Source organism: Thiomicrospira sp. S5 (genome assembly GCF_003991075.1).
Classification (GTDB): Bacteria; Pseudomonadota; Gammaproteobacteria; order Thiomicrospirales; family Thiomicrospiraceae; genus Hydrogenovibrio; species Hydrogenovibrio thermophilus.
Genome location: NZ_CP014470.1, coordinates 1,117,827 through 1,144,477 on the forward strand (window position 1 = coordinate 1,117,827; position 26,651 = coordinate 1,144,477).

General features: G+C 50.4%; 28 protein-coding genes. 10 read left to right on the forward strand and 18 right to left on the reverse strand.

Annotated features, from left to right (window positions below):
• Positions 1-199 precede the first annotated feature (199 nt).
• The 6 genes from rpmI to AYJ59_RS05100 all read left to right on the forward strand — a co-directional run bounded on the left by rpmI (position 200) and on the right by AYJ59_RS05100 (position 5,151).
• Positions 200-397 (forward strand): 50S ribosomal protein L35, encoded by a 198-nt coding sequence (gene rpmI / locus AYJ59_RS05075; RefSeq protein ID WP_011371086.1) that lies wholly within the window; start codon positions 200-202, stop codon positions 395-397.
• 12 nt (positions 398-409) lie between these two features.
• Complete coding sequence (rplT, locus tag AYJ59_RS05080) at positions 410-766, forward strand: 50S ribosomal protein L20 (RefSeq protein WP_029938538.1); 357 nt, start codon at positions 410-412, stop codon at positions 764-766.
• Between the two features lie 227 nt (positions 767-993).
• Positions 994-1,992 carry a phenylalanine--tRNA ligase subunit alpha gene (pheS, locus tag AYJ59_RS05085; protein ID WP_127119438.1) on the forward strand — a complete coding sequence of 333 codons (999 nt, stop codon included), beginning with the start codon at positions 994-996 and terminating at the stop codon, positions 1,990-1,992.
• Positions 1,993-2,021: 29 nt separating this feature from the next.
• Positions 2,022-4,406, forward strand: a complete 2,385-nt coding sequence (gene pheT / locus AYJ59_RS05090; RefSeq protein ID WP_127119439.1) for a phenylalanine--tRNA ligase subunit beta — start codon at positions 2,022-2,024, stop codon at positions 4,404-4,406.
• A gap of 78 nt (positions 4,407-4,484) precedes the next feature.
• On the forward strand, positions 4,485-4,778 hold the full coding sequence (locus tag AYJ59_RS05095; RefSeq protein ID WP_127119440.1) for an integration host factor subunit alpha: 294 nt from the start codon (positions 4,485-4,487) through the stop codon (positions 4,776-4,778).
• Positions 4,765-5,151, forward strand: a complete 387-nt coding sequence (locus tag AYJ59_RS05100) for a MerR family transcriptional regulator (RefSeq protein WP_127119441.1) — start codon at positions 4,765-4,767, stop codon at positions 5,149-5,151. Before AYJ59_RS05095 ends, AYJ59_RS05100 begins: the two co-directional genes overlap by 14 nt.
• A gap of 24 nt (positions 5,152-5,175) precedes the next feature.
• Here the strand turns inward: AYJ59_RS05100 and AYJ59_RS05105 are convergent, their stop codons facing one another.
• The 7 genes from AYJ59_RS05105 to AYJ59_RS05135 all read right to left on the reverse strand — a co-directional run bounded on the left by AYJ59_RS05105 (position 5,176) and on the right by AYJ59_RS05135 (position 12,552).
• Positions 5,176-5,454 carry a hypothetical protein gene (locus AYJ59_RS05105; RefSeq protein WP_127119442.1) on the reverse strand — a complete coding sequence of 93 codons (279 nt, stop codon included), beginning with the start codon at positions 5,452-5,454 and terminating at the stop codon, positions 5,176-5,178.
• A gap of 24 nt (positions 5,455-5,478) precedes the next feature.
• On the reverse strand, positions 5,479-6,096 hold the full coding sequence (locus AYJ59_RS05110; RefSeq protein ID WP_127119443.1) for a hypothetical protein: 618 nt from the start codon (positions 6,094-6,096) through the stop codon (positions 5,479-5,481).
• Between the two features lie 32 nt (positions 6,097-6,128).
• Positions 6,129-6,983 (reverse strand): symmetrical bis(5'-nucleosyl)-tetraphosphatase, encoded by an 855-nt coding sequence (locus AYJ59_RS05115; RefSeq protein WP_127119444.1) that lies wholly within the window; start codon positions 6,981-6,983, stop codon positions 6,129-6,131.
• Positions 6,983-7,792, reverse strand: a complete 810-nt coding sequence (rsmA, locus tag AYJ59_RS05120) for a 16S rRNA (adenine(1518)-N(6)/adenine(1519)-N(6))-dimethyltransferase RsmA (protein ID WP_127119445.1) — start codon at positions 7,790-7,792, stop codon at positions 6,983-6,985. Before rsmA ends, AYJ59_RS05115 begins: the two co-directional genes overlap by 1 nt.
• Positions 7,792-8,790, reverse strand: a complete 999-nt coding sequence (pdxA, locus tag AYJ59_RS05125; RefSeq protein ID WP_127119446.1) for a 4-hydroxythreonine-4-phosphate dehydrogenase PdxA — start codon at positions 8,788-8,790, stop codon at positions 7,792-7,794. The genes rsmA and pdxA overlap by 1 nt, the downstream gene beginning before the upstream one ends.
• The gene (locus tag AYJ59_RS05130; RefSeq protein ID WP_237260377.1) at positions 8,791-10,098 is read right to left on the reverse strand and encodes a peptidylprolyl isomerase; all 1,308 of its coding nucleotides are present in this window, start codon (positions 10,096-10,098) and stop codon (positions 8,791-8,793) included.
• Positions 10,099-10,185: 87 nt separating this feature from the next.
• Complete coding sequence (locus AYJ59_RS05135; protein WP_127119448.1) at positions 10,186-12,552, reverse strand: LPS-assembly protein LptD; 2,367 nt, start codon at positions 12,550-12,552, stop codon at positions 10,186-10,188.
• Positions 12,553-12,755: 203 nt separating this feature from the next.
• Between AYJ59_RS05135 and AYJ59_RS05140 the strand changes: the two genes are divergently transcribed.
• From AYJ59_RS05140 to yaaA, 4 genes are all read left to right on the forward strand, one after another.
• Positions 12,756-13,787, forward strand: a complete 1,032-nt coding sequence (locus AYJ59_RS05140; protein ID WP_127119449.1) for an aminoglycoside phosphotransferase family protein — start codon at positions 12,756-12,758, stop codon at positions 13,785-13,787.
• Positions 13,787-14,476, forward strand: coding sequence for an N-acetylmuramate alpha-1-phosphate uridylyltransferase MurU (gene murU / locus AYJ59_RS05145; protein ID WP_127119450.1), 690 nt, complete (start codon positions 13,787-13,789; stop codon positions 14,474-14,476). Before AYJ59_RS05140 ends, murU begins: the two co-directional genes overlap by 1 nt.
• A 127-nt stretch (positions 14,477-14,603) precedes the next feature.
• The gene (locus tag AYJ59_RS05150) at positions 14,604-14,870 is read left to right on the forward strand and encodes a hypothetical protein (protein ID WP_029938524.1); all 267 of its coding nucleotides are present in this window, start codon (positions 14,604-14,606) and stop codon (positions 14,868-14,870) included.
• Between the two features lie 114 nt (positions 14,871-14,984).
• The gene (gene yaaA / locus AYJ59_RS05155) at positions 14,985-15,758 is read left to right on the forward strand and encodes a peroxide stress protein YaaA (protein WP_127119451.1); all 774 of its coding nucleotides are present in this window, start codon (positions 14,985-14,987) and stop codon (positions 15,756-15,758) included.
• Between the two features lie 113 nt (positions 15,759-15,871).
• Here the strand turns inward: yaaA and hslO are convergent, their stop codons facing one another.
• The 11 genes from hslO to AYJ59_RS05210 all read right to left on the reverse strand — a co-directional run bounded on the left by hslO (position 15,872) and on the right by AYJ59_RS05210 (position 26,431).
• The gene (hslO, locus tag AYJ59_RS05160) at positions 15,872-16,735 is read right to left on the reverse strand and encodes an Hsp33 family molecular chaperone HslO (protein ID WP_068649885.1); all 864 of its coding nucleotides are present in this window, start codon (positions 16,733-16,735) and stop codon (positions 15,872-15,874) included.
• A 24-nt stretch (positions 16,736-16,759) separates the two neighbouring features.
• The gene (gene lipA, locus AYJ59_RS05165) at positions 16,760-17,758 is read right to left on the reverse strand and encodes a lipoyl synthase (protein ID WP_127119452.1); all 999 of its coding nucleotides are present in this window, start codon (positions 17,756-17,758) and stop codon (positions 16,760-16,762) included.
• An 87-nt stretch (positions 17,759-17,845) separates the two neighbouring features.
• Positions 17,846-18,487 (reverse strand): lipoyl(octanoyl) transferase LipB, encoded by a 642-nt coding sequence (lipB, locus tag AYJ59_RS05170; RefSeq protein ID WP_127119453.1) that lies wholly within the window; start codon positions 18,485-18,487, stop codon positions 17,846-17,848.
• Between the two features lie 6 nt (positions 18,488-18,493).
• Positions 18,494-18,778, reverse strand: a complete 285-nt coding sequence (locus AYJ59_RS05175) for a YbeD family protein (RefSeq protein ID WP_029938519.1) — start codon at positions 18,776-18,778, stop codon at positions 18,494-18,496.
• Between the two features lie 31 nt (positions 18,779-18,809).
• Positions 18,810-19,691: a D-amino acid aminotransferase gene (locus AYJ59_RS05180; protein WP_127119454.1), complete on the reverse strand. Its 882-nt coding sequence runs from the start codon at positions 19,689-19,691 to the stop codon at positions 18,810-18,812.
• A gap of 13 nt (positions 19,692-19,704) precedes the next feature.
• Complete coding sequence (locus tag AYJ59_RS05185; protein ID WP_127119455.1) at positions 19,705-20,898, reverse strand: D-alanyl-D-alanine carboxypeptidase family protein; 1,194 nt, start codon at positions 20,896-20,898, stop codon at positions 19,705-19,707.
• Between the two features lie 141 nt (positions 20,899-21,039).
• Entirely contained in the window at positions 21,040-22,170 is a 1,131-nt protein-coding gene (gene rodA / locus AYJ59_RS05190) for a rod shape-determining protein RodA (protein ID WP_127119456.1), read from the reverse strand.
• Complete coding sequence (gene mrdA, locus AYJ59_RS05195) at positions 22,160-23,980, reverse strand: penicillin-binding protein 2 (protein ID WP_127119457.1); 1,821 nt, start codon at positions 23,978-23,980, stop codon at positions 22,160-22,162. The genes rodA and mrdA overlap by 11 nt, the downstream gene beginning before the upstream one ends.
• A 5-nt stretch (positions 23,981-23,985) precedes the next feature.
• Positions 23,986-24,489, reverse strand: a complete 504-nt coding sequence (gene mreD, locus AYJ59_RS05200; protein ID WP_127119458.1) for a rod shape-determining protein MreD — start codon at positions 24,487-24,489, stop codon at positions 23,986-23,988.
• Positions 24,479-25,348 carry a rod shape-determining protein MreC gene (mreC, locus tag AYJ59_RS05205; protein ID WP_127119459.1) on the reverse strand — a complete coding sequence of 290 codons (870 nt, stop codon included), beginning with the start codon at positions 25,346-25,348 and terminating at the stop codon, positions 24,479-24,481. The genes mreD and mreC overlap by 11 nt, the downstream gene beginning before the upstream one ends.
• A gap of 36 nt (positions 25,349-25,384) precedes the next feature.
• Positions 25,385-26,431, reverse strand: a complete 1,047-nt coding sequence (locus AYJ59_RS05210) for a rod shape-determining protein (protein ID WP_029938512.1) — start codon at positions 26,429-26,431, stop codon at positions 25,385-25,387.
• Between the last annotated feature and the right edge of the window lie 220 nt (positions 26,432-26,651).

Here is a 26,651-nt window from a genome sequence, read left to right on the forward strand (position 1 = left end):
TTTCGATAGAAAACTTGCTCCCACAAGTTGAAAAAGGGAATCATAAAAACAATAACTGGGACTGGCGTTTTAAACGTCGTTACCGGTGCAGCTCTTCAGTGCTGTTTATTGTTAAGCGTTGGGTGCCGAAAAGCATCGAACATCCTCAAAACTGATGGTATTCCGGTTCGCTGGAATATCGGCAATTGGAGTTTTAGCCATGCCTAAGATGAAAACAAATAAAAGTGCTCAAAAGCGCTTTAAGAAAACCGGCTCCGGCCGTTTTAAGTGCAAACAATCGCATCTTCGTCATATCTTGACCAAGAAGTCGACTAAGCGTAAACGTCACTTGCGTGCTGCAAGCATGATTCATGATAACGATGTGGCAATGGTTCGCCGCATGCTACCATACGCGTAAGGAGGTTGACCCATGGCAAGAGTTAAAAGAGGCGTGATTGCACGCAGAAGACACAATAAAGTATTAAAGCAAGCAAAAGGTTATTACGGAGCTCGTAAAAAGATTTTCCGTGTGGCCAAGCAGGCTGTAATCAAAGCGGGTCAATATGCTTATCGTGACCGTCGTCAAAAGAAACGTCAATTCCGTCGTTTGTGGATTGCACGTATCAATGCTGCGACACGTATGAATGGTATGACTTACAGCCGTTTCATTTCCGGTTTGAATAAAGCGGGAATCGAAGTGGATCGTAAAGTGCTATCCGATATCGCTATCCATGACGCAGAAGCGTTTTCCGCCATTGTTGAAAAAGCAAAAGCGGCCTTGGCATAACGATAGAGGTTCCTACGGAACCAATTTAAAGGGGCTTTTAATAAGCTCCTTTTTTATTTTTAAGCCCAGTTTTTCGGCTCCCTTGCGGGGGATGACTGGGCTTAAAAATAAACAAACACACGCATTGATTGCAGGTGTCAAATCAATGCGAAGCTTTTACCGCCCATAATGTTCGGCGCGTATAAAACAAGATATTCCTCATTTTTATTTTAAAGGTCGTTTGGATCATGCAAGAAAAACTGCAGCAGATAGTGTCGCAAGCCAAGGAAACGATTCATTCCGTTTCAGAATTGATGCACTTGGACGAAATTCGAGTCCAATACCTCGGGAAAAAAGGTGAACTGACCGCCATGATGAAAACGCTGGGGCAACTTTCCGCCGAGGAAAGACCGAAAGCAGGTCAGGTGATTAATGAAGCCAAACAAGCGGTACAAGGCTTTTTGAACGAAAAGAAGGCCGAATTGGAAAAAGCGATCTTGGATGCTCAGTTGGCCAGTGAAACCATCGACGTTTCCTTGCCTGGCCGCGGTTTGGATGTGGGTGGCTTGCACCCGGTCACACGCACCTTGCGCCGCATTGAGATGATTTTTGCCAAGGCCGGGTTCGATGTCGAAACCGGTCCGGAAATCGAAGACGATTGGCACAACTTTGAAGCCCTGAATATTCCGGAAACCCATCCGGCTCGTGCCATGCACGACACCTTTTATTTCGACGAGCAAACCGTTCTCAGAACCCATACTTCCGGTGTGCAAATTCGAACCATGGAAAATAAAGACGTGCCGATGCGTATTATTGCACCGGGGCGGGTGTATCGTTGCGACTCCGACCAGACTCACACGCCGATGTTCCATCAGGTGGAGGGCTTGGTCATCGAGGAAAACGCCAGTTTCGCGCAATTACGCACCTTGATTATCGAATTCCTGCGTCAGTTCTTTGAAGACGAAAACCTGAAAGTGCGTTTCCGCCCATCGTATTTCCCGTTTACCGAGCCGTCTGCGGAAGTGGATATCGCCACGGATTTGTTCGGTGACGGGCGTTGGATCGAAGTACTGGGGTGCGGCATGGTTCACCCGAACGTTCTGAAAAATGTAGAAGTGGACGCGGAGCAGTACTCCGGTTTCGCGTTCGGATTGGGTGTGGAGCGTTTGGCGATGTTGCGTTATGGCGTAACCGATTTGCGCCAGTTCTTTGAGAACGACCTACGCTTTTTGAAACAGTTTAAATAATCACCAGGCCTGACGAGAAGATAAGCATTATGAAAGTAAGTGAAAGTTGGTTAAGAGAGTGGACGAATCCGGAATGGGATTCTCAAACCTTAGCGGAAGAATTGAGTTTGGCCGGCCTGGAAGTGGATGGCGTGGAGCCGGTGGCTCCCGCCTTTTCGAATGTCGTTGTTGGCCAGGTGGTGTCGGTGGAGAAGCATCCGGACGCCGATAAGCTGAACGTGACCCAAGTGGATGTCGGTGAAGAAGAGAATCTGCAAATCGTATGCGGTGCGCCGAATGTGGTGGCCGGTATGAAAGCCTGCTGCGCGAAGGTCGGTGCGGTATTGCCGGGCGATTTCAAAATCAAAAAAGCCAAGTTACGCGGCGTGCCATCGCACGGTATGTTGTGCGGCGCGACCGAAATCGGTCTGCCGGATGATGGTGTGGACGGTTTGTATGTGTTGCCGGATGAGGCCCAGGTCGGTCAGGATGTTCGTGAATACTTAAACTTAAACGATCAAGTCATCGATGTTGACTTAACGCCAAACCGCGCCGATTGTTTGAGTGTGGAAGGTGTGGCGCGTGATATCGCGGCCATCAGCAATGCGCCTTTCAAGGTCCCGTTTGAAAGTCAGGAAGTGGCGAAAAACGGTGCTTGTCCGCAAAACGTTGCGGTTGAACAACCCCAGGCTTGCCCGAAATATCTTGGCTGTGTGGTAGAAGGTCTGAACCCGCAAGCCGAAACACCCCTTTGGATGAAGCAGCGCTTGGAACGTGGCGGTATTTCGCCGAAGACCTTCTTGGTGGATGTGACCAATTACGTGCTGTTGGAGCTGGGGCAGCCGATGCATGCTTTTGATGCGGATAAGTTGCAAGGGGATATCCAAATCCGTTATGCGCAATCGGGTGAAACTCTGGTCACGCTGGACGAGAAAGAACTAACACTGCAAGACGACACTTTAGTGATTGCCGACGATTCCGGTGCCATTGCGTTGGCCGGAATCATGGGCGGTCTAGCGACGGCCGTGTCCGATGCAACGCAGCGTATTTTCCTGGAATGTGCGCACTTTTCGCCATTGGCGATTACCGGTAAAGCGCGTCAGTACGGTTTGCATACCGATTCGTCACACCGTTTCGAACGTGGGGTGGACGCGTATTTACCGGAGCGCGCTCTGGAGCGAGCGTTACGGCTGATTACCGATATTGCCGGGGGTCAGGTCTCGGAAGTGTCGTCGACGGTTTCGATGGAAAACTTGCCGACGGCGAAGACGATTGTCCTGCGCCCGGAGCGCGTGGCGAAATTGTTGGGTGTCAATTTGTTGAACGCGGAAATCGAAGCCATTTTCGAACGCTTGAATTTTGATGTGAAAGCGATTGACGGCGGCTGGGAAATGACGGCACCAACTTATCGCTTCGACATGGAAATCGAAGCCGATTTGATTGAAGAGGTCGGCCGAGTATACGGTTATAACAATTTACCGGATACCGAGGTACAAGCCCCTATGCGATTGCCGACTTTGCCTGAGTCGGAGCAGGAGTTGTATGTCATTCGTAAAGCCCTAGTCAATCGCGGTTATTTCGAAGTGGTGACTTATTCGTTTGTCGAAGAGGACTTGCAGGCTAAGCTGGTACCCGACAGTCCGGCCATCTGTCTAAAAAATCCGATTTCCGATGATATGAAGGCGATGCGCACTACCTTGTTCCCCGGGTTGTTGCAAACGGTCTCTTATAACCAGAAACGTCAACAAAGCCGTATTCGCATTTTCGAATCCGGTTTGGTGTTCAATATTCAGGACGGTAAAACCTTGCAAACACCGATGATTGGTGGCGCGATTGTGGGCGATCTGCATCCGCAAAATTGGGCGGGGGATAACCGTGCCGCTGATTTCTTCGATTTGAAGGGGGATGTAGAGACGTTGCTGGAAATGAGTCATGTACTGGGTCAGGTACGTTTTGAAGCGCGAGAATATCCGATGTTGCATCCAGGGCAGTCGGCCGCAATTGTTAAAGACGGTCGTACGGTTGGGGTAATGGGGCAATTGCATCCAAGCCTGGTGAAGACTACTGGTGTGTCCGGTAAAGTGTATGTGTTCGAATTACGCTTGGATGCGATCTCTAAAGCGCAGGTGCCACAGGCCAAGCCGGTTTCCAAGTTCCCGGAAGTGCAGCGTGATTTGGCGTTTGTCGTGTCGGAAAGCTTGCCGATGCATGATTTATTGGATGCCATTCAGCAGGTTGAATCGGATATTTTGCAAGGTGTGGAAGTCTTTGATATTTATCGGGGGCAAGGTGTCGGGGAAGGGCGTAAAAGTGTGGCCTTGGCCCTGAAAATACAACACCAAGAGCGCACGCTTCAGGATGAAGAGGTTGACGCGCTGGTATCACAAGTAATTGATATGGCAAAAGAAAAAGTCCAGGCCGAGTTGCGGCAATAATGGATGACGGATTGAATAAAAGTTGAATTAACCGCCTTGAAAAGGTTTAATTGACGTATTGTATTGAGAGGAAAAGACATGGCATTGACCAAAGCAGACCTTGCGGAAACCCTATCGGAAAAGTTCGGTTTCAATAAGCGTGAATCCAAAGAGTTGGTGGAACAGTTTTACGATGAAATGTCGGATATTCTGGTCAAGGGTGAGCAGATCAAGCTTTCGGGCTTTGGCAACTTTGAACTGAAGGACAAAAGTGCCAGGCCTGGTCGAAATCCAAGAACGGGTGAAGATGTACCGATTTCGGCACGCCGTGTGGTCACCTTCAAGCCCGGTCAGAAATTGCGAGCTCAGATAGATAACTATGGTAAAGCCTAAATCGACGGACAAACCGAAGCAACTGGAAATCGATTTACCCGATAAGAAGTACTTCACCATCGGGGAAGTCAGCGAGTTTTGCCAGTTGAAATCGCATGTTTTGCGTTATTGGGAGCAGGTGTTTCCACAGCTGCAACCCAGCAAACGCCGTGGTCGGCGTTATTATCAACGACGCGATGTCGAAATGGTCATTGAAATCAAATCGTTGCTACACGAGCAGGGATTTACCATTCCGGGCGCCAAGGCCCGATTAAGCAAATCCGATGTGTTGGAAGCCGACTTGAAAGGGGAAGCGGAGAATGCGATGGGGTTGCTTCAACAGATGCGTTCGGAATTGAAAGAATTCCAACGCTACCTCAGCCAGCGCTATTAAGCGTCGGCAGCAGATATTTAAATACTAGATACTTTTCGGGTATCGATTCAAAATCAAATTTCGAATAATCTGATCCAGCGCTTCGTCGAAACGGTAATCCGGGTTCGTCAAAGTGAAGACGTTGTGGGATGAGACCACCATGTGGGTTTCGTACTGGGACTTTTTGCAGCCGACCATGTGTTGACCCAAATGATCGAGATAATGCTCGCTGGGGTGGATGGTTTTGAATGTTGGATGGCCGTTCGGACCGAGTGCAATGAGAACGTGATCTTCCGGTTGGATGGGGCGAGTGGGTAAGTGCATTGTAATCTCTTATGTGTTATCCAGTTAAGCGCGTTGCTGGCCCTGGTAATCGGTGTACTCTTCTTCCATTTCCTCGGCGTCGGGAGCGGTTTCCGGGTGTTTTAGCCGCCATATACGAATGAATTTATCACTGTCCAAGCGCTGTTGCAAGAGGGTCATGGCGGCAATGTATTGATCGATGTAGATGTAATTCTGTTTTTTCAAGCTTTGCCAAAGATGGCGGTATTTTTTGGGCAGAAAGTCTTTGAAGTGCGGAATCAAGCCGTCTTCCGTTTCGGCTTCCCTGATGCGCCGCATGACTTCTAGGCGTGCTTGGTAGCGGAACTTCTGTTCGTATTGGTCAATCATCTTGCCGACAACGAATAAAATACCGGCCGAGACGATGAAGCTTAGAATAAAGTAACCGGTCGCAAAGGTGCCAACCAAGGTGAATACGACCAACAGAATCGCGGTAATCGGCATGGTCAGTACGAATAACCAAGCATTGTTGCCTTTCAGCTCATCGGTGATTTCCTGCATATTGAAATCGTCCAAATTCACGGCATGCAGACGTTCCAGCATTTCTTCCGCCGTCGGGGTGCGCGGTTCGAGCGCCATGTCTTCCTGAGAGCCGTCCGGCAAGTCGTTTTCAGTTGTTTCCATAAGGGGTAATGGCTCTGGCGTTTAGATTTCGTTCAGGGTTTCTTTTTGGGTTTGCACTGCATTTTGCATTTTATTGTATGCCGAGTGTGGGTCTCAAGGCAATAGGCGGTTAATTCTCCGCCCCATAAACAGCCGGTGTCGGTGGAATGGATGTTGTAGGCATCGACGGCACCGAGGGTGGACCAGTGTCCGAAAAAGATTTCATGGTCTTTGTTTTTGCGGTTGCCGTGTGCAAACCAAGGTTGATAATGTTTTTTCAATGAGTCGGCTTGATTCGGTGACATTTTTTGTTTGAATTCGAGTTTGCCTTTGTCGTCACAATAACGCATTCGAGCAAATGCATTGACGATATAGCGAATGCGTTCCCAGCCGGTGAGTGTTTCTTGCCATTCTCTCGGTTCGGAACCGAAGAGGTGCTCTCGGATAAAGGTTTGCCAGGCATCGGATTGTAAGTGGTGCTCGACTTCACGGCTGTGAGTTAAGGCTTCCGCGATTGTCCATTGCGGGGGGATTCCTGCATGCACCATCGCGACGGGAAGGTAGTCGTGCTTCACGACCAGCGGTTGGCGGCGTAACCAGTCAAGCAATTCCGGTGCGTCTTCGGATTGGAGAATCTCCGTCAAAGTATCCGATTTTGAGACGTATTTTTCGAGGCCTGAGTAGGCCGCCAGCAAGTGAAAATCATGGTTGCCCAAGACCGTTTTGCCCTGGCCGGATTCTTCGATCGATTTCACGAAAGTCAGGCACTCCAGAGATTTCGGGCCTCGATTGACAATGTCTCCGGCGAACCAAAGCACGTCATGCTGTTCGTCATATTCAATGGCCGCCAGCAGCTCCATCAGTTCGTCGAAGCAACCCTGCAGGTCGCCAATGACATAGGTCGCCATCAAATGGCTCCTTTGGTCGTGTAACAGTCCGCCAGTGCTACAAAGTCGGCGACGGACAAAGTTTCCGCGCGATCGGATGGTCGGACGCCACAAGCCTCAATGTCATCGTCCGTCAACCAACCTTTCAAGTTGTTGCGTAAGGTTTTGCGTTTTTGCGAGAAGGACTGGCGCACCAAGTCGGAAAGGTCGCTTTCGGATGTCGCCGAATAAGGCTTGGTTTGGTAGGGCGTTAAACGGATAATGGCGGAATCCACTTTTGGCGGCGGCGTGAAGTTTTCCGGACCAACTGTGAACAGATGCTCGGTGGCACAAGCGTATTGCAACATGACACTTAAACGGCCATAGGTTTTACTGCCCGGTTCGGCCGTGATCCGTTCCACCACTTCTTTTTGCAACATGAAGTGCATATCAGTAATACGATTCCCGTATTGCATCAGATGAAACAAGAGTGGGCTGGAAATGTTATACGGTAAGTTGCCGACCACGCGCAGGCGGTCGTTTTCATCTTTCAGCAGTCGATGGTAATCGAAAGTCAGTGCATCGGTGTGATGTAAATGAAAGGCCGGATAGTGACCGAGTTTTTGTGTCAAAGGACCAATCAAATCGTTATCGATTTCGATGATGTCGAGAATCTTTACGACTTCCAGTAATGGTTGAGTCAATGCCGCTTCACCCGGACCGATTTCGACCAGATGCTGATCGGGCTTTGGCTGAATGGCCATGACGATTTGCTGGATAACTCGGTCGTTATTGAGAAAGTTTTGGCCGAAGCGTTTTTTGTGCTGATGGGGTTTGTTTTTTTGTGCCATCAAGCTTTCCCCTGCGAGGGTATCATATCGATGGCGACTTCCAGTGCGTAGCGGAAGCTGTTGATGTCGGCTTGCCCTTTTCCGGCCAAGTCCAACGCGGTGCCATGATCCACCGAGGTGCGGACGAAGGGAAGGCCGAGAGTGACGTTCACCGCGTGCCCGAAGCCGACGTATTTCAGAACCGGTAGGCCTTGGTCGTGGTACATGGCTAAAAAGGCATCGGCTTGCTTGAGGTTGCCGGGGCTAAAGATGGTGTCGGCCGGAAGCGGACCGACCAAGTCCATGCCTTTTGCGCGTAAACGATCCAATGTTGGAATGATGACATCGAGCTCTTCGCGGCCAAGATGTCCATCTTCTCCGGCATGTGGGTTGAGGCCCATCACATAGATTTTCGGTTCGGGAATTTTGAACTGGGTTTGCAGGGATTGGTGCAGGATGCCGATGACTTCTTCCAATAATTTGGGTGTAATGGCTTGCGGCACCTCTGAAAGCGGCAAATGAGTGGTGACCAGCGGAACCCGTAGGCCAGGTGTGGCCAGCATCATCACCACGCGTTCGGTTCCTGAGGCTTCGGCCAAGAGTTCGGTATGGCCGGTGAACTTCAAACCGGCGTCATTGATAATGCCTTTATGAATCGGTCCGGTAATCATGGCGTCGAAGGTTCCGTCGAGGCAGCCCTTAATGGCGGTGTGAAGCATTTTGAGCACGTAATCGGCATTTTCAACCGCCAGTTGCCCCGGAATAGAGGGCACCGCCAGGTTAATTGGCAACAGCTTGATGGTTCCGGCTAAATTTGGCGTGGCTGACCGAGACGCATCAAACATTTCGATGTGAATCGGCAGGCCGATGCGTTTGGCTCTTTCTTTGAGCAGGTCGGCATCGGCGATGACGACCCATTCAAACGGCCAGTCTTGTTGAGCCAGTTGAACGACTTGTTCGGGGCCGATGCCGGCCGGTTCTCCAGAGGTAATGACGAGTCGGTGTTGTGTCGCAGTCATTTATTCTCCGTTACCCTCGTCATGCTTCGGTAAAGGTTGCATGATTTCCGGATCATGGTATCGGATATCGACCAAAGCCTCGTCACGCAAACGGCGAAGCCAGATTTCATAGGTTTCATTGGCTTTTTTCATGCGCAGGGTTTGCATTGCCTGTTCCCGTTTGTCCTTTAACGTCACATCCTGTTGACGAATGCCATCCAGGTAGAGGATGACCCAACCTTCATCGGTTGCGAATGGCCGTGCGGCTTGACCGGGGTCGAGGTCGGCGATGGCCGCGAAATATTCGGCCGGTAAGTCACGGGCGGTTTGCCAGCCCAGATTACCGTTGGCGTTGACGGACGCGGGAATATCGGAATATTGTTCATTGAGCTGCTTGAATTTTTCCAAACTATCGATGCTGTCAGCCAGGCTGATAAGCGTATTGCTGGGTTGTTTCAAGTGTTTGGCATCGTCCGATAAGAGGATGAAACGGTAGACATGATATTGCTTGACCAGTTGACTGTTTTTATTGCGCTGGCCATCGAGTTCAATGATGTGAAAGCCGACCGGGCTGCGGATGATGTCGCTGAACTGACCGGGTTTAAGTTGACTGAATGCTTTGGCGAAGAACGTTGGAATCTGGTCATTGGATAACCAGCCTAAATCGCCGCCTTGCAATGCCTTGCTGCCATCGGAATAGCGCACGGCCATTTGACTGAAGTCTTCGCCTTCACGCAACTTCTGTAAAACCTCTTCGGCTTTCTTGCGAGCGGCATCGCGTTGTGCCGGGGTCGCGGACTCCGGTAAACCGATCAGAATGTGCTTCAGGTGGTATTCATCGCTGTTTTCAATCAGGTTTTGGCGCTGGATGAAGTTATTGATCTCATCTTCGGTTACTTGGGTTTTGGAAAGCACTTCGGCTTCGCGCAGTTTTTGAAACAACATCTGCTGGCGAATGCGTTCACGAAATTCCTGAAATCCGTTCGGACGTGCATAATTGAGACGATCACGTAATTGCAGCACTGAAAGGTTGTTTTGCTCGGCAATTTGTTGAATTTGCCCCAGCAGTTCCTCATCCGGTACTTTCAGCCCCATGCGCTTGATTTCTTGCAGTTGCAGCTTTTCCAAAATCATGCGATCCAGCACTTTCATGTTCAGTTCGTCCATGTTGCTGACATTGATATTGCGTGTTTGCAGCTCTTGGCGCGCCAGTTCCGCTTCGCGGTCCAGTTGGCTTTTGAGAATGATGTCGTCGTTCACCACGGCGACTACGCGGTCAAGCAGTTGCGGTTGTGATTCCGACCAGGCCTGGGCGGAATGGAGCATCATAAGAAGGGGCAGCCATGTGAAAAAACGGGTCAATAATGTTGGTTTCATGCAAGTCTCTAAGCGTGATGTTTCGGTTTCGGTTTCGGTTTAAAAATTCAGTTTGTCGTTTAAGTATTCCTTGAACGGCGTGCCGACGGTGCTAAGTCCTTTGAACTCGATGACGTATTGGATGCTGTAATTATACAGCCCATTGTCCAGTTGTGTTTCCTTAAGTGACAGTTCCGAGGCCCAGCAACAGCTGTCGTAACGGATAGCACTTTGGACTTCGGTTTTTCGTTCTTTGGTGAAGTCGTAATTGATGTAACCGCCGACGCCCCATTTCGAGGTCAGTTGCCAGGTTAGGCCCGCAGCGAGGTCTTCCTGTTCACCTGGTTGGTTCTGGTTGGTGATAAGGTGCGTCATCAACAGGTTAAAGTCTGACGACAGGCCAAATTTCAAGCGACTGTTGCTGTTGGTCAGTTCATAGTTACGGTTATCGTACTGGCTGGTGGAGGCAAAGTAAACCGGCCCGGCGGTAAAGCCCAGCTTGACGTAATAGTCTGAAACGTTTTGGGTGTTTTGCGCCAGTTCCGTGTTGGTAGCCGTACTGTTGAGCGTGACCTGGCGGTCGGCGAAGTAAAAAATTTGCCCTAAACCGGCTTCGGCCAGAGGCGTGCCGTCGCGTTTCAGGAAGCGGGTGGTCAGAGCGGCTGAGACTTGGTTGGTATCGCCGATACGGTCGGAGCCCGAAAAACGGTTGTAGCTGAACAGGTTGGTGAAGTCCAAGCTGCGAGCGGTGGTATCAAACAGCGGAATGCGCGATTGGTCTTGGTAAGGGACATAGAGGTATTGCACTTCCGGTTCCAGGGTTTGCACCATGTCGAATCCGGCGAGCGAAAAGTCGCGTTCGAAAATTAGTTTACCGTGGAGCGCATACTGCGGAACGGTGATGTCGAGTTGGTTCTGACCGGACGTGTTATAGCCATTGTCTTCCATATAATAATGGACTTTATTGGCCACGGCCTCGGCTTTGAAGCTACCGTAAGGTTTGTAATACTGATATTGAGCCGACGGCGAGAAGACGTTTCGCTGGGCTTCCGGTTTATGCGCTTGGGGTGCGATTTGGAATTCGGTGGAGGTGACGGGAAAGTTGATGCTGACATTGCGCAAGCCTTCAGCCTCGAAAGGATGAAAATAATTGAGTGTGACTTCCGGACGTTTTTCGTAGTTGTAGGCTGCATCGTCGCGTAAGCGTAAATAGTTTAGGATATGAACGCCGGCTTGCAGGTTGTCTTTATTGTAATTAAGGTTGATGTAGCGTTGGGTATAACTGGCGCTGTCCAGTGCGCTTTCCACCGGAATATCGGTATAGAAATATTTGTCGGATAATTCGTGCCAGAGAATATTGCTGTTCAAGCCCGGCGCCCATTGTTGTTGGGCAATTAATTTCGCACGCCAGCGTTGATCGATTTTTTCGCCGTAAGCGGGATCGCCGTTTTCGTCGATATAGCTTAAGCCTTCTTTTGAGGTGACCTGATCGTTCAAACCGGTCAAACTCAGTTGAGCGCTGCTGTTTGGGAGCAGGTAGCGGAATTCATTGTCCACGACCCAGCCGCGATCCTGCATTTTCATGACGGTCAACGTATCGTCGTAATTGGGGGCGAGATTGAAATAATAAGGTACGGCGACATAGTTCTCCGCCGTATCACGCGTCAGAGGGCGGTAGCTTCCGATGGTCGGGAATAGGAAGCCGCTGGCCCGGTCATCCATCGGGAAGTCGATGTAAGGCGTATAAAACACCGGCACGGTTTGGAAGTACAGCCAAGTGTTGTAGCCGTAAATGCGGCGTTTGTTGTTGTTGATTTGCAAATGGCCAAAATCCAGCTCCCAGTCGTATTTTTCCGAGGTCTTGATGTTGCCGTTACGGGCCTGCCAACTGTACTGCACTAAGGGGCAGGTGGTGAAAGAGGCTTTTTCGAGCTCGGCCAGGTTGGTTTTTTGGTCGACATCAATTTGCTTGGCGGTGCCGTGCGCCCGAGTGTCGATGAACTGGTAACGGGCGTCTTTGAGTTGCGCGGTTTGCTTCTGATGGTTAAGGTGCGCGCTTTGGCTGGTGACAATCAAGCCGTCTCGCTGGAACTGGACTTGACCAAACGCATTGGCTTCTTCGTTCAGACGGTTGAGCTGTACACGATCGGACAAAACCACCAGGCCTGGTCGTTTTAATACCACATTCCCGGTCAGGTCGTAAGTGAGTTCATCCGGCTGAGAGATGTTGTCGGCTTCAGCGGAGTGATCCGCTTGCACACCGGGTGGTGTTATCGGTGGTGCAATCCAGGCCGGTAAGCAGGCCGGGTCGGTGGAAACCGGAGAAGCGGCTTTTATCGGGCTGTCATCCGCCGCTTTCACCATAGGCGGCGCCCACAGCGGTAGCAGTAAAAAACCTGATAAAATGGAGCGGCTTCGAATTGACATCCAGCGTTAAATCGTAAATGATGAATAATTCAGGTATTCTACCGCAAAGACAACGCCGACGTTACCTTTGAAGCGTTAAAATACGCAGGCAAACGAGATTACGATACTCATGTCCGCGGTATAAAACCGCGAGTGGTAAGGTGAGCGGCGGTCAATCACGATAAACCTTTCTTCGGTCGGGCAAAGGAGCCGAAATAGATTCGATGTCACAACGTTTTCAACAACTACAAAACTGGCTTGACCAGTGTTCTTTTCTAAAAGAAACCGATTTCTCAATGCCTGTCGCCGCGTCCAGTGACGCGAGTTTTCGGCGCTATTACCGAATTGAGGTGCGCCGTCATCATGAACCGGAGGCAACCTGTATCATTATGGATGCGCCGCCCGAACATGAAAATTGCGAACCCTTTGTGCGCATTGCCGGGCAATTGAATCAAATGGGTCTAACTGTCCCGGTGGTGTTGGAGCAAGATTTGTCTCAGGGGTTTCTGTTATTGACCGATCTGGGGAACGAAACCTATTTGCATCGGTTAACGGAAGCCAGCGCCGAGGCCTTGTATACCGATGCCTTGAACGCTCTGGTCACCTTGCAAACAGAGGGCCATAATGCTGCGGAAAGCTTACCGCCATACGATGCCACCTTGCTGAATAATGAGATGGCGTTGTTTACCGATTGGCTGTTGAACACGCATTTGGACATTACTCTTTCCGCCACCGAACGCCAGGCCTGGCAGGAAGTGACAGCCCTGTTGGCGCAGTCGGCGTTGAGTCAACCGCAGACCTACGTGCACCGAGATTATCACAGTCGGAATTTGATGGTGTTGGATAAAGGCAATCCGGGCATTTTGGACTTCCAGGATGCGGTTAAAGGCCCGTTAACGTACGATGCGGTGTCTCTATTGCGGGATTGTTATATCACCTGGCCGGCCGAGCAGGTGACCGAATGGCAGCGACAGTATTTTCTGAGTTTGGTGCAAGCCAGATTGCTGGCGAAAGACGAATGGAAAGGGTTTGTGAAAGCGATGGATTTGATGGGCATCCAGCGCCACCTGAAAGCCTCCGGCATTTTTGCTCGTTTGTATCATCGTGACGGCAAGGACGGCTACTTGAACGACATTCCGAACACGGTGCAATATATCTACGATATGGCGCCGAAATACGCTGAAACCCGTGCCCTGGCGAGCTTACTGGAAAGCAAGGTGTTACCGGTTTTGCCGATGTCGGGCAAGGCGGTGTGATGGTTGTTTCCACTCCTCACAAAGCGATGATTTTAGCTGCGGGGCGCGGCAATCGTTTGCGGCCGTTGACTGATGTCTTACCGAAACCCCTGATGGAAGTCGGTGGGCAGGCCCTGATTGAACACCATCTTTTGGCTCTGGCCAGCGCAGGGGTGACGGACGTGGTGGTGAACCATGCTTGGCTCGGCGAAAAAATTGAAACCAAACTGGGGAACGGGGATGCTTACGGCGTACACATTCAGTATTCGGCGGAGCCGGAAGGTGGACTGGAGACGGCAGGCGGGATATTACAAGCGTTGCCGAAGTTAAGCGACCATTCCGCCCCGTTTCTGGTGGTGAACGGCGATGTGCTGACCGATTACAATTTTGCAGGCCTGGCCAAAATGGTCTTGCCGGACGATGTGTTGGCGCATTTGGTCTTGGTGCCGACCCCGGCGTTTAAAGCGACAGGCGATTTCGGTTTGGAAAATGGCCGAGTGGTTGCGGAAGGGGAGTGGACCTTTGCGGGCATCAGTGTGTTGCACCCGAGTTTGTTTGATGGTCTGATACCTGGTGTTGAACCCTTAGCCCCGTTGTTACGACAAGCGATGGCGGCCGGAAAGGTGAGCGGTGAAATTTACTCGGGGTTGTGGGACGATATCGGGACGGTGGAGCGTTTGGAAGCGGCTCGACGCCATTACCAAAAATAACACGCGTTCATAGAATTTTTTAAGTTGGCTTTTACGTCAATAAGAGTATATTAAAAGTTGAGAAGGGGCAAAGGATAACGCCCGATTACTCACTCAGATGAATGGATTGAAATCAGTAGGATAATAAATGAGCCACAAACATAAAGTGACGATTGAAAAAGTGTTTGCACACCCGATTGCGACGAATATTGACTGGAAGAAGCTGGCTTCGGCTTTGGAGCATTACGGTGCGGAGATTGATGTGTCCAACGCCAACCGTGCGCACATCAAGTTGAATGATGCCGAGTTGACGCTGGGGTTGCCGCACCACGGCCATGAACTGGCAAACAAGGAAGAGGTGACTCAGCTGCGCCATTTTCTGGAAGAGCAAGGGCTGACGCCGGACGGTCTTTAAACGGACAATGGATGCACTTTGAACCGAAAAGGGAAGCGTGGCTTCCCTTTTTGCGTTTTGGCGCTAAAATAAGTTTCATTTGAATTTCCCTACCCAAAATTCCAAGGAGCGAATATGTTGTTTTTAGTCTCGCCAGCCAAAGCGTTGGATGAAACGCCCGCCCCAGCGTCGGTTCCGTCTTCCGAGGCCGAATTCCTGACGCAGTCTCAGCGCTTGATTGATGATTTGAAGCAACTCGGGCCGGTGGATGTCGCCGGGTTGATGCATTTGAGCGACAAGTTGGCCGAGTTGAACTATGAGCGTTTTCAGGCGTGGGAACAGCCGTTTGGCGATCAAGCCAAGCAGGCGGTGTTGTTGTTTAAAGGCGACGTGTATCAAGGACTGGAGGCGTCTTCGCTTAATGAGTCGCAAATGTCGTATCTACAGAATCATTTGCGTATTCTGTCCGGCTTGTATGGTTTGTTGAAGCCGTTGGATTTGATTTTGCCTTATCGTTTGGAAATGGGTACCAAATTCGCCAATGCGGAAGGGAAAGATTTGTATGCTTTCTGGGGAAATCAGTTGACCGAAGCCTTGAATCGGCAACTGGCCGAGCAGGACAGTCGTTTGGTGGTGAATCTGGCCTCCAATGAGTATTTCAAAGCGGTGAAGAAGAAAGAATTGAACGCCGACATCATCACGCCGCAGTTCAAAGACTGGAAAAACGGTCAGTATAAAATGATCAGTTTTTACGCCAAGCGCGCCCGTGGTTTGATGGCGCGTTATGCGGCCGTTAATCAGGTTGAACAGGTTGAGGATTTGAAGTATTTCGATTACGACGGTTATCGCTTTGCGCCGGATTTATCATCCGAAAAAGATTGGGTGTTTACCCGAAAACAGGACGGTTAACGGTTAATTTCGATTAATTGCCAAGTGTTGGCTGAACATTCTCGGTTCTAAAAAACCGTCAGACTGGCAGAAAAGGTCTGGCGGTTTTTTATTTGGTTTTTTGTTTTCCGGTGTTATTGCAATGTGGTGTCTTGAGTGGAACCGGAAAACAATCGGTCCACATCCTCTTCAGTGAAGCGGATGTGGTAGTTGCAGATTTCATTGTGTACCACGATTTCGCCATGCTCTTCTAAAATTTTGCGCGCTTCGGCCTCGCCGAGTGATAACAGCATGTCTTCCACTTTTTTACGGTCTTGCGGACATTCGAATTCAATGTCTTGGGGTTCGAACAGTTCGATGGTTTCTTCGTGGAATAAACGATGCAACAATGTTTGTGCATCCAGCCCGATCAGTTCGTCGTCCTTTAAAGTATCGGTGAGCATGTAGATGCGTTCCCAGCCATCTTCGTCGTGCTCATCGGTGGTGGGCATTTTTTGGATCATCACGCCGCCAATGCCGTTTTCATTCGCGGCCAGCCACAGTTTGGACGGTTGTTGTTCGGACTGGCTTAAAAATACCTCAAACGATTGGGCGATGCTGTTTTCTTCACGCGGTACGTAGGATTGGAAAATGCCGTTTGTTTGGGTGTTTTCCATGGTCACTAAAATTTGGCCGTCGCCGAGCAACTCTTCCAGGGTGGATTCGGTGGTCAGGGTGGCATTGGTTTTCGCGACGCCGCGGATCTGTAAGTCGTGTGTCGATTCGACCACTAATAAGTTTACCGGCCCTTTGCCTTGCACTTGAATGGAAACCTTACCGGTGTGTTTCATGCCATTGGCAAGCATGACGGCCATGGCGGTTAGTTCCCCCAACACCTTGGTCAACGGCGCGGTATAGTGGCGGTCTTTTATCATTTCCTGCCAGGCCTGGTCAATTTGCAGATGCTGGCCACGGATATTGAGGTGTTTGAATAAAAAACGTTGAATCGAATTATTCATGGTCGGGAGTCCTGTGTAAGACGGTTAAGCAAATTGGCCTTGCGCTTGCAGGTCGGCATGATAGGAAGAGCGAACCATCGGGCCAGACGCCACGTGGGTGAAGCCCATTTCCAGGCCGGCCAGTTCCAATTGTTTGAACTCGTCCGGCGTCCAGTAGCGTTTGACGCCCAAATGGAAATCCGACGGTTGCAGGTACTGGCCGACAGTCAGCATTTCCACATCGTGTGCGCGTAAATCTCGCATAACGTCGAGAATTTCGTCCATTTCTTCACCTAATCCAACCATCAGACCGGATTTGGTGGTGGTGTCCGGGCGCATGGCTTTAAAGCGTTTGAGTAGGTCTAACGAGGCCTGGTAATCCGCACCTGGGCGTGCTTCTTCATACAGACGTGGGATGGTTTCCAAGTTGTGGTTCAGCACATCTGGAGGCGATTGTGCGAGCGTATCCAAAGCCACGGTCAATCGACCGCGAAAATCGGGCACGAGGGTTTCGATTTTAACGTCCGGTGTGGTGGTGCGAATGGCATCAATGCACTGCAAAAAGTGACCGGAGCCGCCGTCTCGAAGGTCGTCTCGGTCCACGGAGGTGATGACCACGTAATTGAGCTGCATGGCGGCGATGGTGTCGGCCAAATGTTGCGGTTCATTGTTGTCCAATGCATTCGGTCGGCCGTGGGTGACATCGCAGAAAGGGCATTTGCGTGTGCAGATGTGGCCCATAATCATAAAGGTCGCGGTGCCGTGCCCGAAGCACTCGCCCAGGTTCGGGCAGGAAGCTTCTTCGCACACCGAGTTTAACCCTTGCTCGCGCAAAATTTGTTTGAGTTCCTTGACTCGACCAATGTGTTTGGCCGACGGTAATTTGGCTTTAATCCAACCAGGTTTTTTCAGTTTGGGCTGGCTTGGGTCCGGGCGGTGTTTCAGCGATTTGGTTTTGTATTCGCCTTTTGACATCTGTTCGTTACGCGCTTTCAGGCTGTCTTTTTGCAAGCCGGTGATGGCGTCGAGAGAAATTTCGTGCATTTGTGGTGACGTCATAAGCTGGAAAACCCAATAAAACAAAGACGTTATTATAGAGCCAAAGCGATTTTATTCAAGAAATGCCGTGTGTTAGCCGGAGATTTCCGGTTCCAGATGGGTTAATAAAATTTGACTCAATTCGGTCAGGCAGGTGTCCATGTCGGGAACGGCCGTTGTGTCTTCCAATTGATCGGTGACCTGAGTCATTTGAATGCCTTCCAAGCCGCAGGGGGTGATCCAGTGGAAAGGACTCATGTCCATTTCGAGATTGAGTGCCAAACCGTGATAGGTGCGTTGTTTGCGGATTTTTAAGCCTAGAGAGGCAATTTTGTCGCCGTTAACGTACACACCCGGCGCATCGGTGCGAGCTGTTGCTTCTATGTGGAGGGTGTCCAGGTAGGCGATAATGGCGTTTTCCATTCGACTGACCAGGTCACGAACGCCAAGTTTGGCACGTTTGAGATCCAACAATAAATAGACGACCGCTTGTCCGGGGCCGTGGTAGGTGACTTGGCCGCCTCGATCGGTTTGGATAATGGGGATGTTGTTCTGGTGTGCCGGGACGAGCAGGTGCTTGGCGTCGCCGTTCAAGCCCTGGGTGAAGACCGGAGGATGGGTGACCAGCCAAATTTGATCGTCGGTCTCGTCGGAGCGTTCGCTGGTGAAGTTTTGCATGGCCTGCCAGATGTCCTCATAGGGTTGCAGGCCGAGGGTTCGAATGTGAACGGGCATGTTTGCTTACAGTGTCATCAGGATTTCGGGGTGTTGCTTCAGTTCACCATAGATGCTGTGCAACTGTTCGAGGCTGGTGGCGTGGAAGGTGATATTGACGGAAATGAAGCGGCTGCCCTTCGAGTCCTTGATGCGAATGTTGTCGCGGGAGGCATCCGGCGCGTATTTTTGGGTGATTTCATATACGGTTTCCACCAGAGTGCCGTTGTTTCGGCCCATGGCTTTCAGTTCAAAATCGCATGGGAAATCGATCAACGATTCGTTATCGGGAGTGTGTAAATCGACCGTCATAATGTGTGTTCTCGTGTTCTCGGTTTAGGCTTTATTGGTTTAATGCTTTGTTTATATGGGCTTGTTTGGCGTTTTCAAAGTGTTGTTGCATTTTTTGCCAGGCCTGGCCGGGTTGACCGTTTCCGACCGGCTGTCCGTTGAGTTGGGTAACGGGTAAGGCGTATTTGGTGGAACTGGTCAGCCAGATTTCATCGGCGGCTTGCAAGTCGGGCAAGGTCAATGGGGTTTCGCTAAAAGGCATATTATGTTGTTCAGCCAGTTCCAGAATGACTTGGCGGGTGATGCCAGACAGCAGTGTGGTGCTTTGCGGCGGGGTTTGCAGTTGTCCATCCCGGACAATGAATACATTGTTGGACGTGCCTTCGGTCACAAAACCATCTCGGTCAATGAGAATGGCATCGTCGGCGCCTTGTTGTTTGGCGGTCATCTTCATCAGGATATTGGGCAGCAGTGTAATGGCTTTGATGTCGCAATGCTGCCAGCGTAAATCGTCCAGTGTGACGGCTTTGATGCCATGGATTTGAATGTCATCCGAAACCGGTTTTAATTCATTGGTGTAGGCGTAGAGCGTCGGGGTCAAGTTGTCGGCGGGCAAATGGTCGCGCTGCATTTGAACGCCGCGTGTGACTTGAAGGTAGATGAATTGGTCTGGCCAGGGATGCATATCGACCAGTTTCTGCAGAAGTTTGCGCCAACCGTCGTCGTCCAGCGGATTCATAATGCCCGTGGCGGCGAGACTGTTTTTGAGGCGTTTCAGGTGCGGTTCGAAAGTGAACAGCCGTTTGCTGTAAACGGGGATGACTTCATAAACCCCGTCACCAAATAAAAACCCCCTGTCTTGGGGGGATATTTGGGCTTTTTCAATGGGAATGAAGTCGCCGTTCAGGTAGGCGATTTGTCCGGATTTTCCCATAGGCTGTCCTCAATTAAAGGCCCAGGAACCCCAGCAAACTTTTGAATAACAGTTTGATTTGGTCCAGGATTTTCTTAAAAAAAGAACCTTCTTCGACCGGAGATAAGCTGACCAGCTGCTTCTGGGAGATGGTCTCATCGTTCAGTGAAACGGTCAATTCACCCAGTGGCTGATCGGCATTTACCGGGGCCGTGATTTTCGGGTCGATGGTGGATTCGATTTTCAAATTTTTGTATTGACCACGCGGAATGGTGACGTAAAGGTCGTTTTCCAAGCCCAGTCCGACAGTGTCTTGTTGTCCTTCCCAAATCCGTGCGTCATTCAAGCGTTGACCGGCTTGGTACAGTTTGTGGGTTTCAAAGAAACGGAAACCGTAATTCAGCAGTTTTTGGCTTTCTTGAATGCGTTGTTTGGCGCTGTCCGTTCCCAGCACGACGGAAATCAAGCGCATGTCATCACGTTTGGCCGATGTTACCAAGCAATAGCCAGCCGATTCGGTGTGCCCGGTTTTTAAACCGTCCACGGAAGGGTCTTGCCAAAGCAATTTGTTGCGGTTGTATTGGGTGATGCCATTGAACGTGAATTTTTTCTGGGCATACCACTCATATTCTTCCGGGAACTTGTTGATGAGTGCGCGGGCCAAAATAGATAGGTCTTCCGCGGTCGTGTAATGATCCGGGTTGGGCAAGCCGGTGGCGTTCATGTAATGAGTGTGCGCCATTCCCAGAGATTCGGCGTATTTGTTCATCAGTTCGGCAAAGACTTCTTCGCTGCCGGCAATGTGCTCAGCCAACGCCACACTGGCATCGTTACCGGATTGGATGACCATGCCTTTGATCAAGTCGTGGACAGAGACTTTTTTACCGACTTCGATGAACATTTTGGAGCCGGGCATTTTCCAGGCTTTCGGTGAAATCGTCACCATGTCGTCTAGGCTGATATTGCCGTTGCTCAATTCGTTGATGACGACGTAACCGGTCATGATTTTGGTTAAGCTGGCCGGTTCGACGCGCATGTCAGCGTTTTGGCTGGCAATGATTTTGCCACTGTTGTAATCGATCAGGATATAGGCTTCGGCCGCTGTTTTCGGCGGTGATGGAACAACGTGCGGAACCGGTTGGGCCGGAGGCGGTGTTTGAATGCTGTCGGCCCAAACAGGGCTGAGAAATGCAAAGAAAGCGAAAATAAAACCAAGCGTCTTAACCATGAGATATCAGTATCTTTTTTAGCAATTAATAATTTTGATAATTTAACACAAACGGGGTAAAACCGGAAGAGACGTCCGCGCGTTATCCGGCTTAAAAGCATGGAAAGATCATGGAGGCGAAACGGCGTTTTTCAAGTTTCGTTAAGAGGTGAGTAGCCGTTTGTGGGTGTGGATCGACATGAGAATGCCGAAGCTGACCATCAGGGTAACCAGTGAACTTCCGCCATAGCTCAATAAGGGTAAAGGCAAGCCGACAACCGGCAGTAAGCCACTGACCATGCCGATGTTGACGAATACGTACACGAAGAGCGTCATCACAAGGCTGGCCGCGGTCAGGCGAGCGAAATTTTCCTGGGCTTGGTAGGCGATGTAGAGACCGCGCGCGATGACCAGTAAATAAAGCAGTAAGAGGATTGCGACCCCAATCAAACCGAATTCTTCGGCCAGTACCGAAAAGATGAAGTCGGTGGTGCTTTCCGGCAAAAACTCTAAATGGGCTTGTGTACTGCCCATAAAGCCTTTGCCCTCGATGCCCCCGGAACCGATGGCGATTTTGGATTGGATTATATGGTAACCGGTACCGAGCGGATCGGATTCCGGGTTGAGGAAGGTTAAAACCCGCTGTTTCTGGTAATCATACATGTAGAAATTCCAGATAATCGGCAAGCTGGCGGCGACCAAAGCCATGGCTGACAAAATGAATCTCCAGGACAAGCCGGCAAAGAACAAAACAAATAAACCGCTCATGGCAATCAAAATGGAAGTTCCGAGATCGGGTTGTACGATAATTAACCCGGAAATGAGTCCGACGAGCCCGATGCCAACCAGCATTTTTTTGTTGGAGGGCGGCAAGGTGTCGTGTGCGAACAGCCAGGCAATCATCATGGGGAGCGCCAGTTTCATGATTTCCGATGGCTGAAAACGGAAGAAGCCCAGGTCCAGCCAACGTTTGGCGCCTTTCCCGATGTCGCCAAACAGCAAAACACTGGCGAGCATAATGGTGCCAATGGCGAAAACCCAGGGGGTGTAAACCATCATCAAATTGGGTGGGATTTGCGCGAACAGTATCATCAAGGCAAACGCGAACCCGACACGGAGCAGGTGGCGTGATAAGACTTCGGGGTCGGCGCCGGAAGCGCTGAATACAATCAGACTGCCGATGACGATTAACCCGAGAATGCCCAGTAGAAGCCAGGCATCAATATGCAGCGACACCAGAAGCCCTTTGTTCTGGCGATAGACCTTTTCCTTGGCGGGTAAATCAATTCTCATCGTGCAACTCGGTCAGGTAATATTTAATGATGTCCACGGCGACCGGCGCGGCCTTGAGCGTGGAATTTTCTATGATAACACTGATGGCGATTTTAGGCTTTTCCACCGGCGCAAAGCCGATAAACAGCGAGTGGTCGCGTAGGCTTTTTTTAATGTTTTCTTCATCGTATTCGGCTTCATTCAAGCTGAAAACTTGAGCGGTACCGGTCTTTCCGGCCATTTTAAATGGCAAGTCGCGTGCGTATCGTCTGGCAGTTCCTCGCGAACCGTGCATGACGTCAACCATCGCCTGAATGACTTCTTCCCAATTTTTAATTTTTTGAATCGGGATTTGTTCTTTTTCCGGTTCGGTCATGCCTTTTAGTAGGTGAGGTTCGACCACTTCGCCGCGGTTAGCCATGATGGAGGCGGCTTTGGCTAATTGCAATGGTGTGGCCAGAAAATATCCCTGGCCAATGGCGGCGATGATGGTTTCCCCTTTATACCAGGATTCACCTTTGGTGTTTTTCTTCCAGGCCTTGGAAGGCAAAATGCCGACCGATTCATTGTAAAGGTCTATCCCGGTATGGTGGCCGAAACCGAAAGGGTACAATGAGTCGTGGATCAAATCGATGCCCATATCCAGGCTGAGTTCATAAAAGTAGGTATCACAGGACTGGGCGATGGCATCGTTCATGTCGACGAGGCCATGCCCTTGGCGCTTCCAGTCACGGTAACGGTGATCTTTGAATTCGAAAAAGCCGGGATCAAAGATTTGTTTTTCAGGGGAAATGATGTTGTTTTCAATGGCGGCCAGGGCTACAAAGGGCTTGATGGTAGAACCGGGTGGGTATTGACCGTTCAAAACCCGGTTGATGAGGGGGCGGTTGTGATTGGACAGCAGTTTTTTATAGTTGGTCTGGCTGATGCCGTCCACGAACAGGTTCGGATCGTAGCCGGGCGAACTGACGTAAGCGAGGATGTCGCCGGTTTTCGGGTCGGTGACCACGACGGCGGCTTTTTTGCCATCCAGGTATTTTTCGATGTATTCCTGTAAGCGGATATCGAGGGTGAGCTGAATGTCCTTCCCGGGTTTGGCGGGAATGGTTTCCAGTTTTCGAATGACGCGACCTCGTGCATTGGTTTCCACTTGCTGTAGACCGGGAAAGCCGTGGAGAACGGGTTCATAGAATTTTTCCACGCCCAGTTTCCCGATGACGTCGGTACCCGCGTAACGGGATTCGTTCAGGCCGTCGTATTCCTTTTGATTGATTTTGCCGACATAGCCCAGTGCATGCACCGCAGCGGAGCCGAAAGGATAGGTGCGTTTGAGTTTTGCAACCAGCGTGATGCCCGGGAATTGGTAGCTGTTACCGGCAAAGCGTGCGGCTTCATTTTCCGAAAGGGTATAAGGTAAATAGATTGGCCGATACTTGCTCGAAACTTTCAGGCGTTCTTCAAACTTGTTGAGTTTTTGCTCGGGCAGGTCTGGCAGAATCTCGTGTAACCGGTTGATGGTTTCGGTGATGTCTTCGATTTTATCTTTGGAAAACTTCAGGACGAAAACTGGTTGGTTGTCCGCTAGAAGAATGTGGTTACGGTCGTAGATACGGCCACGCACCGCGGGAATGGGTTCCACGGATATCCGGTTGCCTTCCGCCATGGAATGATAATGATTGTAGCCAATCCACTGTAGGTAAGTCATGCGCCCCAACAGTACCAAAAAGAAAAGGATGGCAAAGGCCAAGGCAAAGTAGATGCGGGCACGGAAAAGTCGTTTCTGTTGGCTGATTTCGTTTTCCGTTTGGTACAGGTGGTGGTGATGTCTCATGGCATTTAGCTGAATACGAATCGTTGCGTCAGGCGCTGCATGATCGTTGAGAAAAACGGCCAGATGAGTGCGGCAATGAACGGTTCGGCCCAGAAGTAGAAAAGGTCATGCCCGACAAGAACCGGATGAAATAAAAACCAGTTCATGACTTGAAACAGCGCAATGTAAGTGCCGATAATTAAGGATTGTTGCCAGAGCGGATAACCCTTGAATCGTAAGCGGGAGCGCAGCATCAGAAACGTCAAGGTGATAAAAATCAAGCTGTGAGAGCCCAAGGGGGTGTTGAGCGAGGCATCGAAGATCAGGCCGAGTAAAAACGCCGACAGCAAATGGGTTTTATCGAGGATTTGGGTGGTCCAAAACAATAACATTAAGACGGTCAGGTACGGGATGAAGTTGATTTTGAAGCTCAAAATCATCATGTTGTCGATCACCATGCTCAGCAGGTAGCTGAACAGCAACAGCCATTTGATGTCGGATACCCGAAGGGAAAACACTTTATCGGACATCGATTTCTCCAATCTGGTTTGAGAGAATCAGCACTTTTTGCGAACGGTTCAAATCTGCCATGGGTTCAGCGGAAATTTCATAGTAAGGTTCGTCTTTCAGGTTACTGACCTGAGAGATTTTCGCCACCGGGTAGCCTTCCGGGAAAATATTGCCCAGGCCTGATGTCTCCAGTAAATCGCCTTCCTGTACCGAGCTGGAATTGGGAATGAACATCAGGGACAGCTGGTCGTGGCCCATGCCGCTGAGAATGCCGCGCTGTCCGGTTCGTTGGATGCGTACCGGCACCTGAATATCGGGATCGGTGATGAGTTGCACTCGGCTGGAGGTCGGTGTCATATAGGTGATCAGGCCGATGAGTCCCTTGGCGTCGATGACGGTTTGGTTGATGTCGACATCGTCGAGAGCGCCTTTATTCAGTGTATAGAACTGGGCATAGGGTGTTTGGCTGTAAGCGGTCACGGTGGCGATTTGGATTTTTGAAGCATCCAATTGGCTGGCGGTGCCGAGCAAACGGTTTAAACGATCGATTTCCAGTTTGAGCTTGGCCATTTGTTGCTGTTGGGCCTTGAGTAACAGGTTTTCCGTCTGCAGTTGCTGGTTCTGTAAACGCAACTGGTTGATGGTGGTGTAGTCTTTCTGCATCCAGTTATAGATGTCGAGCGGCAGGGTGGCGGTGCGCTCAATCGGTTCGATGGTGGTCAGCAGCAGGTTGCGGAAATTGGACAATAGGTGGCTGTAATGGTCCATGACCATCAAAGCGATACAGAGAATGAAAAAAGCGACGAACTGAGTGCCTTCTTTTTGGGGCGAGGTGGAGCTCAGGTTGATGGTAGCCTCCTTGCGACAAGAAGGCCGAATGAAATCGAAAAGCGGTTAGAGTCTGTAAAAAACATCTCAGTCAAATGAAAAAACGTCAATTCCTTTTTCATCCATCAATTCCAACGCTCGGCCGCCGCCGCGCGCCACACACGTTAACGGATCATCGGCAATAATGACCGGGACGCCGGTCTCTTCAGACAGCATGGTGTTAATGTTGCGAAGCAAAGCGCCGCCGCCAGTCAGTACGATACCATGCTCGGCAATGTCGGCACCGAGTTCTGGTGGCGTGTGTTCCAAAGCAGTACGAACCGCACTGACAATCGCAGAAAGCGGTTCTTGAAGGGCTTCCAGAATTTCATTACTGTTCAACGTAAAACGTCGTGGTACCGATTCGGCAATGTTGGCACCGTGGACTTCCAGTGTGTCCGGCTCGATTTCGTGATAAGCGGTGCCGATTTCTTTTTTGATTTTCTCGGCGGTGGCTTCACCGATAACCATGCCGTAATTGCGACGCACGTATTTGATAATGGCGTCATCAAAGCGGTCGCCGCCGACCTTGACCGAGTCCGACCAAACAATACCGTTCAAAGATAAGGTGGCGACTTCGGTGGTGCCCCCGCCGATATCAACGACCATGGAGCCGGTGGCTTCACTGACCGGCATGCCGGCACCGATAGCAGCGGCCATCGGTTCTTCAATCAGGTAGACTTCACGCGCGCCTGCACCGGCAGCGGATTCACGGATCGCGCGGCGCTCGACTTGGGTGGAGCCGCAAGGCACACACACCAAAACGCGTGGGCTGGGTTGGAAGAAGCGGGCTTCGTGTACTTTTCGGATAAAGGATTGCAACATTTTTTCGGTGACTTCGAAGTCGGCGATGACGCCGTCTTTCATCGGACGAACCGTTTGAATTTTCTGGTTCTCTTTCCCAAGCATCTGTTTCGCGCCTTCACCGACGGCCACAATCGAACGGGAGTTGGAACCCTGACGGTTGTTCATGATCGCCACGACGGATGGTTCATTCAGAACCATGCCTTTTCCTCTGACATAAATTAGGGTGTTGGCGGTACCGAGGTCGATGGAAAGGTCGTTAGAAAAGAGTCCGATGATTTTACGCAACATTGAGGCAAATCCTTAAAATAGCTTGTTTCGTTGGTTTCAATTAATGGGTTTTTCGTCGCCGAATGGGCGCTTTGTCAAAGTGATTGGTGTTGGTGAAAGCCACTTTTTCAATCGTCTTTGATTGAGCTGGAAAATGAACCCAGAAATAACCCAAACATTTTATATCAAACTCGTTATGAAAAGTCATTTATTTGTCATAGAAATTCGTATAAAACCTTAA